This is a genomic window from Actinomadura sp. NPDC000600 (assembly GCF_040492135.1).
In the GTDB taxonomy this organism is placed as follows: Bacteria; Actinomycetota; Actinomycetes; order Streptosporangiales; family Streptosporangiaceae; genus Spirillospora.
In genome coordinates this window covers 24,292-36,045 of the sequence record NZ_JBEUPD010000028.1, presented here as the reverse complement: position 1 = coordinate 36,045, position 11,754 = coordinate 24,292, and the positions used below count along the sequence as shown (strand labels likewise).

The following is an 11,754-nucleotide window of genomic DNA, read 5'->3' as shown; positions in this document are numbered from 1 at the left end:
GTTGACCCGAGTACACGGTGTTGACGGAAGCGCCGGTCCGATATGGGACGCTGAGCCCGGCGGGAAGGAGCGCTGAACAATGACCGAGACCCTTGCGTTCGGCACGGTCGACACCGTGCTCGGCCGCCTGCTCGTCGCCGAGACCGAGACGGGCGTCGTCGCGCTGCACTTCCACGACACCCCGGCCGCCCGCGCCCGCACCGCCAAGGCGGCCGGGCTGCCGGTCGTGGACGCCCCCGGCCGCCTGGCCCCCGCCCTGGCGGCGCTGCGCGACTACTTCGCCGGCGACCTGAAGCACTTCGAACTGCCCATCGACTGGCGGCTCACGTCCGACGTCCAGCGGCAGGTGCTCTCGACGCTGTACGAGACCGTCCCGTACGGGCGGGTCCTGACCTACGGCGAGCTGGGAGAGCGCAGCGGAACCGGTGTCCATGCCCAGGTCATCGGCCAGGTGATGGGCAGCAACCCGATCCCCCTGATCGTCCCGTGCCACCGCGTCGTCGCCTCGAACGGCCTCGGCGGCTACAGCGGCGGCTCCGGCGTGGAGGTCAAGCGCTGGCTCCTCACCCTCGAAGGCTCCGTCCCCGCCACCCTCGACTGGGACATCAGCCGGGGCCCGTGACCACGGGCCGCGCTAGGCGGGCGTCTCGGCGTAGGTGACGCCCGTGAGGGCCTCGGACACCTCCCAGAGGCGCTCGCCCAGGCCGGGCTGGTCCGCCTGCTTGGGCGTGGCGACCTTGGCCGGGGCGCCGCGGTACTGGAACAGGCGGGGCCCGTAGCAGGCGCCGCCGCGCACGTCCGGCGCCGTCGCGGCGTAGAGGGACGGGAGCGCGCCCGCGGCGGCGGACTGCGCGAACACCGCGTTGCCGAGTCCCGTGGCCTTCTCCATGAGGGTGCTGCCCTGCATGCGCGGCCCCGTCTGCTGGAGGTTGGTCGCGGCGTACCCGGGGTGGGCGGCGACGCTGGTCACCTCGGGGACGCGCCGGTCCAGTTCCTTGGCGAAGACGAGGTTGGCGAGCTTGGCCTGGCCGTAGGCGGCCCACTTGCGGTACCGGCGCTCGCCCTGCAGGTCGTCGAAGTCGAGGCGGCCCGTCCAGGCGAAGCCCGAGGTGACGGTCACGACGCGGGCGGACGGGGCGGCGCGCAGCGCGGGCAGCAGGAGCCCGGTCAGCGCGAAGTGGCCCAGGTGGTTGGTGCCGAACTGCATCTCGAAGCCGTCGGCGGTGGAGCGGCGCGGGATCGCCATGACCCCGGCGTTGTTGACCAGGATGTCGAGCGGGGCCTCGCCGTACCGGGACGCGAAGTCCCGGACGGACGCCAGGTCGGCGAGGTCCAGGGAGGCGAGGACGAGATCGGCCTCCGGCGCGGCGGCCTTCATCCGCTCGACGGCGGCCCGGCCGCGTTCGGCGCTGCGGCAGGCCAGCACCACGGAGGCGCCGTGCCGCGCGAGCTGGAGCGCGGTGTGGTAGCCGATGCCGCTGTTGGCGCCGGTCACGATCGCCCGCCGCCCGCGCAGATCCGGGATGTCGCGGGCCGTCCATCCGCCCATGGGGGCACCTCCACGTCATATCGCGAACCCACAAGCTAGACGCGCCATCGAATAGGAGGCAACGCCTCCGCGCTGTGGCGCGATTCACACCCGGACGCATGCCCCCGCTCGCCGAGACCACGCCCCCGCACGGCCCGGTCAATGACCGGGAGGCCGCCCAAGAGCACGTCCGCGCTCCGCGCACGCCGAACCCGCGCACGGACCCTGTCCGTGCGCGGGAGGCGGTCCCTGCACGGGACGCGGCCCGTGCGCGGGGACGCGGCCCGTGCGCGGGGAGCGGGTGGTCAGGCCGGGAGGGTCTTCTCGATGGCGGCGACGACCTCGGCGGACTCCGGCTCGGCCTGGGGCGCGAAGCGCGCCGCGACGGCGCCGTCCGGGGCGATCAGGAACTTCTCGAAGTTCCAGCGGATGTCGCCGGTGTGGCCCTCGGCGTCAGGGACGTCGACGAGCTCGCGGTACAGCGGGTGGCGGCCCTCGCCGTTGACCTCGACCTTCTCGGTCATCGGGAAGGTGACCCCGTAGGTCGTCGAGCAGAACTCGGCGATCTCCTCGGAGCTGCCGGGCTCCTGGCCCATGAACTGGTTGCAGGGGACGCCGAGGACGGTGAAGCCGCGTCCGGCGTACGTCTCCTGCAGCTTCTCCAGGCCGGAGTACTGCGGAGTGAGGCCGCACTTGGAGGCGACATTGACGATCAGCACGGCCTTGCCCCGGTACTGCCCGAGGTCCGCGGGTCCGCCCCGCAGGGCCTCGATCTCTACGTCGAAGACAGACATGTGGCCGATCCTAGGAGATCGCTCCGCGGATCGGCCCCGTCCACGCCGCCGATGCCGCCGGCGGCCGGGGTGCCCGCGCCGCCGGCCGCGCTCACGCGCCCAGGGCGCCCGTCACTTGCCCAAGGCGTTCACGAAGGAGGCGAGCTGGTTGCCCGCGTTGCCCAGCTGGTCGAAGGCGTTGTTGACCACTCCTGCCGCATCCGTCGGTGAGCTCAGCAAGTAGAAGATGACGAAGGCGATCGCCACATAGCGGAGGTTCTTCTTCATCCGTAACGCCGTCCCTTTTGTAGCGCGCGACACAATCGACCCGATCCCATTGTGCCCCGCCGCGTCTGCCCGCAAAGCGCGATTTTACTGTGACGTGTGGGCAACCGCTTGGTGGCGTCCCGTTGAGAACCCCCGCACCGGCGGGGCAGGGAGCCGGAGAGCCGGCCGTCAGTTCGGAATGGCGCTCATGAACTGCGACAACGACTCGGCGGCGTTCCCGAGCCCGCTCAGGGCGTTGTTGACGAGGTGCGCCGCCCCCTGGGGCCGGCTGATGACGTACCACGCCACGAAGGCGATGGCGGCGACCTTCATGTACTTCTTGTTCACTACGACCACCCTCTGCACTGGATCACTTACTCTCCGTGATTCCCCAGGGTGGCCGATGAGAGATCAAGAGGGGACAAAGGGCGGGTCAGGTCCCCTTGGCGTGCCGCGCGAGGTAGTCGATGTAGAACGGCCGCAGCGCGTCCGCCATCTCGCCCTCTCCGGCGTGCGTGAACTCCTCCAGCAGCGACAGGCCGTGGAAGAGGTCGAACTCGGCCCGGTCGACCTCACCCGTGGCCGCCGCGGCGGCCGGGATGGCGCGCAGCAGGTCCCACAGGAAGCCGACGTCGTGCCGCTCCTTGGCGAGACCCATCGCTCGCTCGTACAGCTCCTTGGACGTCAACTCGTCCAGGTTCCCGCCGTCTGGCGTCGCTTCGGACATGCCCCGACTCTATTGCAGCGCCCGACCCGTCACTCCGCGCCGGGCGCGGCCCGTCACTTCGTGATGACGTTCGGCGGGATCTCCTGGTCCTGCTTGAGCGCGCCGAACAGCGTGGACGCCTTGGACCTGTCCCACGTGATGTAGGAGCCCGCGGCGGCCGAGCTGCCGCTGCCGCCTATCGGGACGGTGGTCGTCACGCCGCTCCCGCCGCTGACGCCCTTCATCGCCCACATCATGCGGACCAGGTCGTACAGGTGGTCGCCGTCGTCCACCAGGAAGTTGCTGGTGGCGTTCATGGCCAGCGGGACGCTGCGGAACGGGTTGAGCATCGTGCCGGGGCTCGTCGCCTTCTTCATCAGCGCGCCGAAGAACTGCCGCTGGTGCTCCACGCGTTCGAGGTCGGCGCGGGCGAAGGCGCGGGTCCGGACGTAGCCGAGCGCCTCGCCGCCGTTCAGCGTCTGGCATCCCGCCTTGAGGTTCAGCCCCGCCTTGCGGTCCTTGATGTTCTCCTTGACGCAGATGTCGACGCCGCCGACGGCGTCCACGACGCCCACGAAGCCGCCGAAGCCGATCTCGGCGTAGTGGTCGATGTGCAGCCCGGTGGCCTTCTCCACGGTCTGGACGAGCAGCTTGGGGCCGCCGAAGGCGAAGGCGGCGTTCAGCTTGTTCGAGCCGTGCCCGGGGATCGGGAGGTAGGAGTCGCGCGGCAGGCTGATGAGCGACGTCCCGCCGGAGCCGTAGTGCAGCAGCATCATCGAGTCGGTGCGGCGCCCGGAGGCGAACCCGGTCGCGAGGCGCTTCTGGTCGTCCTTGGACAGGCCCTCGCGGCTGTCGGACCCGACGATCAGCCAGTTCGTCCCCGGGGTGTCGGCGACCCGGCCCGGGTAGTCGACGAGGACCGACTCGCGCTTCAGCCGGGAGTCCAGGTAGAAGTAGCCGCCGACGACGACCACCAGGAGCACGGCCAGCAGGGCGCCGAGCACGCGCGGCCAGCGCCGCCGGCGCCGCCGCCGGTAGGGCGCGCCGCCGTAGGGGCCGCCCTGCTCGACCCGTCCCCCGGCGAGCTGGTCTCCGGCGTACGGGTCGTCGTACGGGTCCTCGTAGGTGTCCCGCCCGTAGGCGGCGTGGTGGTGCTCCGCGCGTGCGGAGTGGTCTCTGCTGCGCGCCACGCGGCCGCCCTCCTTACGTGTCCGGCCGTCCGGCCAGCCGTCCGTCATGGCGTAGACCCTAGACAACCCGGGCGCGCGCCGCGTCCGTCCGGCGCATGATTGTCCACACCCACAAATCACCGTCCTCTGTGAGAAAAGAAGCGGACATCGTCCCCCTAAGGGCGCACACTGCCCGTGGCCGGTAGTACGCGCGGAGGGGCGGCGCATGGGCACACGACGGCTTTCTCCCAGGGGATCCAGACCGCGCCGGACGTTCCGGCGCCGCCGCCACCGCCCGGAGGCGGTCCCCGACCAGGGGTTCCCCGAGGTGATCCTCACCTGGCACGCGAAGGACAGGGAACTCACCGAGACGGGGATGGCCACGATCGCGCGGCGGCTCCCGTCGATGATCGTCCAGGCCGCGGGGCTGGCCTGGCGGGCGAGCCGCGCCGACGCGCTCGCGACCGTCTCGCTCAACATCGCCGCGGGGTTCTTCACCGCGTTCTGGCTGCTGGCCACGACCGGCGTGCTGACCGCGCTGTTCAGCGAGGCGCCGACCCCGTCGCGGGTCCGCGACGCCCTGCCGTCGCTGGCGATGGTCGCGGGGGCGGTGGCGCTGCGGGCGGGGCTGCTGGCGGGCGCGGGCTGGGCGCAGGCCCGGCTGGAGCCGCAGGTGGAGCGGCTGGTCGAGCTGCGGCTGTACGAGACGACGACCGCGGTGGACCTGACCGCGCTGGACGACTCGGACTTCCTGGACGACCTGAAGCGGGCGGAGGGGCGCGGCATGATGTCGGCGCCCCAGGTGGTCCGGCACGCCGTGGACGTCCTGACGGGCCTCATCGGCATGGTCGCGGCGGCCGGGACGCTCGGCGTGCTGCATCCGATCCTGCTGCCGCTGCTGCTCCTCACCGCCGTGCCGGAGGGCTGGGCGTCGGTCCGCAGCGCGCGGATGCGGTACCTGATGATGCTGTCGCTGATCGGGGTGACGCGCCGCAAGTGGATCCTGTCCGACCTGATGGTGGAGCGGCGGCACGCCGCCGAGGTGCGCTCGTTCACGATGCGGCGCTTCCTGCTGGACCAGTACGACCGGTCCGCCTCCCACCAGCGGCGGGTCGAGCTGGACGTGGCCCGCAGGCAGACCGTCGTGAAGGTCACCGGAGACGTGGGCAAGGGCGTGGCGACGGCGCTGGTCTACGTCGCGCTCGGCGTCATGCTGTGGAAGGGGGCGGTGCCGCTGGCGGTCGCGGGCACGGCGGTCCTCGCCATCCGCTCGGGCCAGTCGTCCCTGGCCAACCTCGTGTTCGCGGTCAACCGGTGCTACGAGGAGGGGCTGTACTTCGGCGACTACCTGGAGTTCTGCGACGCCGCCGAGCGGCGGATCCCGCGCCGCGCGCTGCCCGCCGCCGCGGAGCGTCGCGCGCGGCTCCCCGACGACTTCGGGCTGATCAGCGTCCGGGACGTGGAGTTCACCTACCCGGGCGCCGAGACGCCGTCCCTCAGGGGCGTCTCGCTGGACCTGCGCAAGGGCGAGGTGGTCGCGCTCGTCGGCGAGAACGGCTCCGGCAAGACGACCCTCGCCAAGATCATGGCGGGCCTGTACGACCCGGACGCGGGCGAGGTGCGCTGGGACGGCGTGCCGCTGGCGGAGGTGGACCCGGCCGAGGTGTGGGAGCGCGTCGCCGTCATCGCGCAGGAGTACACGCACTGGCCGATGACCGCGCGGCAGAACATCACGATGGGCCGCGGCGGCGAGCCCGCCGAGGGCGGGGACGAGGACCCGGCGATGCTCGGCGCCGCCCGCGCCTCCGGCGCCGACGAGGTCGTCGCCGGGCTCGCCCTCGGGTACGGCACGCTGCTGGACCGCCGGTTCAAGGGCGGCGCCGAGCTGTCGGGCGGGCAGTGGCAGCGGCTCGCCGTGGCCCGCGGGTTCTACCGGGACGCGCCGCTGCTGATCTGCGACGAGCCGACCGCCGCCCTGGACGCCCGCGCCGAGCACCAGCTGTTCGAGCGGATCCGCACGCACGCCGACGGCCGGACCGTCCTGCTCATCACCCACCGGCTCGCCAGCGTCCGCTACGCCGACCGGATCTACGTCCTGGAGCACGGCGAGGTGATCGAGGAGGGCGGCCACGCCGCGCTGATGGCCCGGGGCGGCCTCTACTCCGACCTGTACTCGCTCCAGGCGTCGGCCTACGGGGCGGCCGGGCCGCCCTAGATGTAGGGGCCGTAGCCTCCCTCGTCCTCGCGGGGCGGCGCCTCGGGCAGGTCCTCGGGGCGCAGCAGCGCCACCTCGGCCGGGTCGATCTCGCCGGGCGCCGCGTCCTCCTTGGCAGTGATGCGCTGCGCCTGCCGGGAGATCGCCGCCTCCAGCAGGTTGCGGACGAGCCGGGCGTTGCCGAACGAGGAGCCGCGCGGCTGGGCCGCGACGAGGCGGCGCAGTTCTTCCAGGATCCCGGGGGCGAGCGCGAACCCGTCCTCCGCCGCCATGAACTCGAAGATCGTGACGAGCTCGTCGTCGGTGTAGTCGGGGAAGCGCAGCCGCTTCGGGAACCGCGACTTCAGCCCCGGGTTGGCGTCCAGGAACCGCTCCATCTCGGCGTCGTAGCCCGCGACGATGACCACCAGGTCGCCGCGGTGCTCCTCCATCAGCCGCAGCAGCTCGGCGATCGCCTCGTGGCCGAAGTCGCGCCGGTCGCCGCCGCCGGAGGCCAGCGTGTACGCCTCGTCCACGAACAGGACGCCGCCGAGGGCGCGGCCGACCGCGTCCCGCACCCGCGGCGCGGTCTGCCCGATGAACTCGGCGACGAGGTCGGCGCGGGTGACCTCCACCAGGTGCCCGGACGACAGCAGGCCGAGCCGGGCGAACACGGCGGCGATCAGCCGCGCGATCGTCGTCTTGGCGGTGCCCGGGTTGCCGGAGAACACCATGTGCCGGGCCGGCGGCGCCGGGGAGACCTTGGCGTCGCGCCGCAGCTGCTCCGCGCGGACCTCGGCGACCAGCGCGGCCACCTCCCGCTTGATGTCGGCCAGGCCGATCAGCCGCTCGATCTCCGCGAGCGGGTCGCCGGGGACGTCGTCGCGGCCGCGGGTGAGGGTGTCGGGGACGTCCTCCGTCAGGATCACGTCGAGGGACTCGTCCTCGTCGACGATCCCGTCCGCGAGGACGCGGCGCCCCTGCATCGCGACGGCCCGCTCCAGCAGGTTCGTCATGATGCGGACGTTGCCGATCCCGCGCTCGCGCGGCGCCGCCTCGACCAGCGCGCGCACCTTGTCCAGGACGCCGGGGGCGAGCTCGAACCCCGAGTCGGCGGCCTTGGCGGTGAACACCTTCACCAGCTCCTCGTCGGTGAGGTCGGGGAAGCGGAGCGTGCGGGGGAAGGCGGCGGCGAGGTCGGGGTGCGCCTTCAGCAGCCCGTTCATCTCCGCCTCCGGGCCGGTCAGCACGACGACGAGGTCGTCGGTGTGCGCCTGGACGCTGGTCAGCAGCACGTCCAGCACCTCGCGGCCGCGCGCCGCGTCGGCCGCGGCCGACACCAGGGCGTGCGCGTCGCGGACGACCAGGACGCCGCCGTGGGCCTGCTCGACCGCCCGGCGCACGCGCAGCACGCTCTCGCTGGCGTACTCGCCGAGCAGGTCGGCGCGCTCCACCTCGACCATGTGGCCGGACGACAGCACGCCGATGTCGGCGTAGATCCGGCCGAGGATCCGCGCGACCTTGCCCTTGCCGGTTCCGGGGTTCCCGGTGAAGACCAGGTGCCGCAGCCGCGTCCGCGCCGTCATGCCCGCCTCGCGGCGCAGCCGCGCCGCGTTGGCCTCGGCGATCAGCGCCTCGACCTCCCGCTTGACGGGCTCGATGCCGACGCAGGCGGCCAGCTCGGCGAGCGGGTCGGACTCGTCGGGACGGCCCGCGATGAGCCGCTGCGGCAGGTCGGCGGCGGTGACCTCCAGCGGCCCGGCGTCCATCTCGTCCGGTCCGTCCTGTCCGTCCGGTACATCCGGTGCGTCCGCTGCTTCCTGGCGGGCCCGGCGGTCGGCGGCGGCGACGGCCTGGGCCGCCATGTGCTCCACCAGCCGGGCGCCGCGCAGGTTCAGCAGCGGCGGGGTGCGGCGGAGCAGGGCGCCCGCGGCCGCGGCGACCTGCTCGCCGGCCCGCGCGCCGCGCCGCGCGACGGCCAGGGTGAACAGCTCGGCGAAGTCGTCCTCGGTGAAGTCGCGGGTGCGGGCGGCCTCGAACGCCCGGACCAGCGCGGGGTTGGCGTCGAACAGCCGCCGGTCGCCGCCGGGGCGGCACAGCGCGACGACGTTCAGGGACGGCGAGCGCGCCATGAGCCGGCGCAGCTCCTCGGCCGCGGCGGCGCCGCAGCGCTCGTGCGCGGCGAGCTTCTCCAGGTCGTCCACGACCAGGAGCATCCGGTGCTCCAGGCACTCGCGGACGCGGGCCTGCAGCCACAGGACGGCCTCGCTCACGCCGAGCGAGGCGAAGACCTGGTCGGAGATCCACAGCGCCTCGCGGACGGCGCCGCGCCCGGCCAGCAGCTCCTCGACGATCTCGGCCGCGGTGCCCTTCCCGGTGCCCTCCGGCCCGGCGATCAGCAGCCGGACCGGCCGCTGGTCGGCCAGCCGCGCCGCCACCGCGTCCTGCACCGCCCGCGCCAGCTCCGGCTGCCCGACCAGCCGCGCCCCGCCCTCGGTCACGGGCTCGGGCTCGGTCCCGGACGTCCGCTCGTCGCCCTCGCCGCCGCCGAACTTCAGGGTGTTGAAGACCCGGCGGACGGTGAACAGGCGCCGCAGGTCGACCTGGAACGGGCGCACCGGCACCCGGCAGCGCGGGCTTACCGGCGCCTCCGGCAGGCCCTGCACCGCGCCGGTGAACCGCACCGCCATGTCCAGCCAGGCGCGGGCCGCGTCCGCCTCGCCCGCGACCAGGCCGCGCGCCAGCCACGCCCGCACGTCGTACTGCCACGCCTCGGCGGCGAAGCCCTCCCGCGCCGCGCGGAACCGCTCCTCCACGTTCTCGTAGCGGGGGCCGCCCAGCACGACCGCCAGTTCGGCCGGGACGACCGCGGCGTCCGCCGCCAGCAGCAGGCGCGCCAGGGCGTCGTCGGGCCCTTCCCCGTCGGCCACGGCTCCGGCCAGCCGCTCGTGCGCGGCGTCCAGCCCCTCGCACACCCAGCCCAGGTAGCCCACCGGACCGGCGAGCTCGGGCAGGACGGCCAGTTCCTCGTCGGTCAGGCCGGAGACCCACACCTCCTCCAGCCGCCGGTTGGGGACGGTCATGTCCGCCTCGCGCAGCGCCGGGTCGGCGGCGCGCCGGTCGAACAGGCCCATCAGCGCCCGCCGGCGCCGCTCCAGCGGCTCCAGGCCCTCGAAGACCTCCAGCCCGGCCCGCGCCAGCTCGTACATCACCGCGCGGCGCTCCCGGTCGTCTCCGGCCGGCTCGGGCAGCCACAGGCCCGGCGGACGCCACCGCCCGCCCTGGGTGAACCACGCCACCGGGTCCCGCACCGCCGACTCGGGCGTCGCCAGGAAGTCCGACAGCAGCTCGTAGTCGACATCGCCGCGCGACCCGCCGCGCACCGCCGACGCGCCCAGCAGGAACGTCAGCAGCGACCACTGCTCCGCCCCCGCGGCGCTGGTGTCGCTCCCGTAGAAGTCGCTGAGCTGCCGCGTCAGCACGAGGGCGCGCTGGTCGGTGTTGTAGGCGACCGCGCGCTCGCGCATCTTCTCGTACAAGCCGTCAGGCACGCGCCAGGGGCCGTACGCGTACACGTCGAGGACCGGCTCCTCAGTGAGCAGCACTTCGAGATGGTCCGGCAGCCGGGGGGAACTCACCTGGGGTCGTCTCCTACGCAGCGGATCGAGGCAATCACATCCGACAGCACCTTACGGCGCGTCACGATCACGCACACCCCCGTTGCGGCGGGTTGGCAGGCGGCCCGGCGTCCGCGATAGTTGTCGGACGGAAACTATTCGCCGGACGAAGTCCGGCCAAAGCAGCACACAAGAGGGGAACCCCCCGTGTCACCTTTGGAAGTGACCACGCGGTCGGACGGTGGACGCGCCGTCCTCAGGCTGTGCGGAGAACTCGACGTCGCCGGCTCCGAGGAGCTGCGCGTCCGACTGGAGGAGGCGCGCCGCGAGCACGGCGACCACCTCGTGCTGGACCTCACCGACCTCGAGTTCATGGACTCGGGCGGTCTCTCGGTCATCGTCACCTGTTACAAGGCCGCCACCGCGGCGGGCGGCAGCCTCGTCCTCGCGGGCCCCCGGCCCATCGTCCGCCGCGCCCTGGAGATCACGGGGCTGCACCGGCGCATCCCCGTGAAGCGGACCCTCCAGGAGGCCCTCGCGGCCGAGCCCGACCCCGCCTGAGGCGACCGGCCCGGCGGCGGCCGGGCCGGCGGCGGCCGGGCCGGCGGGCCCCGCCTAGAGCGGCAGGGGGGTGGGGCGCTTGGGGCCGCGGCCGTCGCCCGAGGAGCGGCCCGTGGCCCGGCGGCCGATCCACGGCAGGAGGTAGGTCCGGGCCCAGTGGACGTCCTCGCGCCTCATCGTGAGCCAGTCGGCGCGGTCCAGGGGCGGCCAGGGCTCGCGCCAGTCGCCCTCCACAGGGACGCCGATCGCCTCCGCCACGTAGAGCGCCATGCGCCGGTGCCCCTCGGGCGACAGGTGCAGGCGGTCCTCGTACCAGGCGCGCGGGTCGTGGAAGACGCGCAGCGGCCACAGGTCCACCACCGAGCAGCCGCGGTGGTCGGCGATCGCGCGCAGGTGCATGTTGTAGGTGGCGGCCTTGCCCCGGATGCGGCCGCCGGAGCGCAGCCCGCGCGGATCGAACCCGGTGAAGACCACGACGCGGGCCCCGGTGCCGCGCAGCCGCCGGACCGCGTCGTCGAACACGACCGCGGCCGCGTCGGGATCCGCGCCGGGACGGATCATGTCGTTGCCGCCGGCGCAGAGCGTCACCAGGTCGGGCGCGAGGTCCACGGCGATCGGCACCTGGTCGTCCACGATCTGGCGCACGAGCTTGCCGCGGACGGCGAGGTTGGCGTAGCGCAGGCCCGGGTTCAGCACGGCGATGTGCTCGGCGAGCCGGTCCGCCCAGCCGCGGAAGACGTCGTCCTGGCCGGGATAGGGGTCGTTCATGCCCTCGGTGAAGCTGTCACCGATGGCCACGTACTTGCCGATCTGCTCCACTTCGCTCATCGCAGCCCCCAACGCGGATTCATGGTCGATCACGACGAACAATCATGCATCGTGCACACGACCTACGCGACCGTAGCCCGGCGGCCGGACCGCGCCGCGCCCCCCGCGCGC

The 11,754-nt window shown here is 73.4% G+C and carries 11 protein-coding genes; 3 read left to right on the top strand and 8 right to left on the bottom strand.

Going from position 1 to position 11,754, the window contains the following annotated elements; all coding sequences use genetic code 11:
* Positions 1 to 79: 79 nt before the first annotated feature.
* Positions 80 to 622, top strand: a complete 543-nt coding sequence (locus ABWI07_RS31745) for a methylated-DNA--[protein]-cysteine S-methyltransferase (protein ID WP_353820817.1) — start codon at positions 80 to 82, stop codon at positions 620 to 622.
* 12 nt (positions 623 to 634) lie between these two features.
* On the opposite strand, the gene ABWI07_RS31740 is transcribed toward ABWI07_RS31745, so the two are convergent.
* The 6 genes from ABWI07_RS31740 to ABWI07_RS31715 form a co-directional block, all read right to left on the bottom strand.
* On the bottom strand, positions 635 to 1,549 hold the full coding sequence (locus ABWI07_RS31740) for an oxidoreductase (protein ID WP_149265025.1): 915 nt from the start codon (positions 1,547 to 1,549) through the stop codon (positions 635 to 637).
* A 284-nt stretch (positions 1,550 to 1,833) separates the two neighbouring features.
* On the bottom strand, positions 1,834 to 2,322 hold the full coding sequence (locus ABWI07_RS31735) for a glutathione peroxidase (RefSeq protein ID WP_149265024.1): 489 nt from the start codon (positions 2,320 to 2,322) through the stop codon (positions 1,834 to 1,836).
* 111 nt (positions 2,323 to 2,433) lie between these two features.
* Positions 2,434 to 2,589 carry a hypothetical protein gene (locus ABWI07_RS31730; RefSeq protein WP_168221308.1) on the bottom strand — a complete coding sequence of 52 codons (156 nt, stop codon included), beginning with the start codon at positions 2,587 to 2,589 and terminating at the stop codon, positions 2,434 to 2,436.
* 168 nt (positions 2,590 to 2,757) lie between these two features.
* Positions 2,758 to 2,916 (bottom strand): hypothetical protein, encoded by a 159-nt coding sequence (locus ABWI07_RS31725; protein ID WP_200842475.1) that lies wholly within the window; start codon positions 2,914 to 2,916, stop codon positions 2,758 to 2,760.
* A gap of 85 nt (positions 2,917 to 3,001) precedes the next feature.
* On the bottom strand, positions 3,002 to 3,295 hold the full coding sequence (locus ABWI07_RS31720; RefSeq protein WP_149265023.1) for a hypothetical protein: 294 nt from the start codon (positions 3,293 to 3,295) through the stop codon (positions 3,002 to 3,004).
* Positions 3,296 to 3,348: 53 nt separating this feature from the next.
* Positions 3,349 to 4,464, bottom strand: coding sequence for an LCP family protein (locus ABWI07_RS31715; protein WP_235037458.1), 1,116 nt, complete (start codon positions 4,462 to 4,464; stop codon positions 3,349 to 3,351).
* Between the two features lie 205 nt (positions 4,465 to 4,669).
* On the opposite strand from ABWI07_RS31715, the gene ABWI07_RS31710 reads away from it, so the two are divergent.
* Positions 4,670 to 6,658, top strand: coding sequence for an ABC transporter ATP-binding protein (locus ABWI07_RS31710; protein WP_353820816.1), 1,989 nt, complete (start codon positions 4,670 to 4,672; stop codon positions 6,656 to 6,658).
* On the opposite strand, the gene ABWI07_RS31705 is transcribed toward ABWI07_RS31710, so the two are convergent.
* Positions 6,655 to 10,275: an AAA family ATPase gene (locus ABWI07_RS31705; protein WP_353820815.1), complete on the bottom strand. Its 3,621-nt coding sequence runs from the start codon at positions 10,273 to 10,275 to the stop codon at positions 6,655 to 6,657. The two genes, ABWI07_RS31710 and ABWI07_RS31705, sit on opposite strands and share 4 nt — an antisense overlap.
* 201 nt (positions 10,276 to 10,476) lie before the next feature.
* Here ABWI07_RS31705 and ABWI07_RS31700 point away from each other — a divergent pair, with 201 nt between their 5' ends.
* Positions 10,477 to 10,815 carry an STAS domain-containing protein gene (locus ABWI07_RS31700; RefSeq protein ID WP_160161241.1) on the top strand — a complete coding sequence of 113 codons (339 nt, stop codon included), beginning with the start codon at positions 10,477 to 10,479 and terminating at the stop codon, positions 10,813 to 10,815.
* Positions 10,816 to 10,869: 54 nt separating this feature from the next.
* Here ABWI07_RS31700 and ABWI07_RS31695 read toward each other — a convergent pair whose 3' ends face one another.
* Positions 10,870 to 11,643, bottom strand: coding sequence for an SGNH/GDSL hydrolase family protein (locus tag ABWI07_RS31695; protein ID WP_149265018.1), 774 nt, complete (start codon positions 11,641 to 11,643; stop codon positions 10,870 to 10,872).
* Positions 11,644 to 11,754: the final 111 nt, after the last annotated feature.

What these genes read in the sequence shown, in the direction of transcription:
- ABWI07_RS31745 (WP_353820817.1), top strand. Translation starts at nt 80, where the DNA reads ATGACCGAGACCCTTGCGTTCGGCACGGTCGACACCGTGCTCGGCCGC.
- ABWI07_RS31740 (WP_149265025.1), bottom strand. Translation starts at nt 1,549, where the DNA reads ATGGGCGGATGGACGGCCCGCGACATCCCGGATCTGCGCGGGCGGCGG.
- ABWI07_RS31735 (WP_149265024.1), bottom strand. Translation starts at nt 2,322, where the DNA reads ATGTCTGTCTTCGACGTAGAGATCGAGGCCCTGCGGGGCGGACCCGCG.
- ABWI07_RS31730 (WP_168221308.1), bottom strand. Translation starts at nt 2,589, where the DNA reads ATGAAGAAGAACCTCCGCTATGTGGCGATCGCCTTCGTCATCTTCTAC.
- ABWI07_RS31720 (WP_149265023.1), bottom strand. Translation starts at nt 3,295, where the DNA reads ATGTCCGAAGCGACGCCAGACGGCGGGAACCTGGACGAGTTGACGTCC.
- ABWI07_RS31710 (WP_353820816.1), top strand. Translation starts at nt 4,670, where the DNA reads ATGGGCACACGACGGCTTTCTCCCAGGGGATCCAGACCGCGCCGGACG.
- ABWI07_RS31695 (WP_149265018.1), bottom strand. Translation starts at nt 11,643, where the DNA reads ATGAGCGAAGTGGAGCAGATCGGCAAGTACGTGGCCATCGGTGACAGC.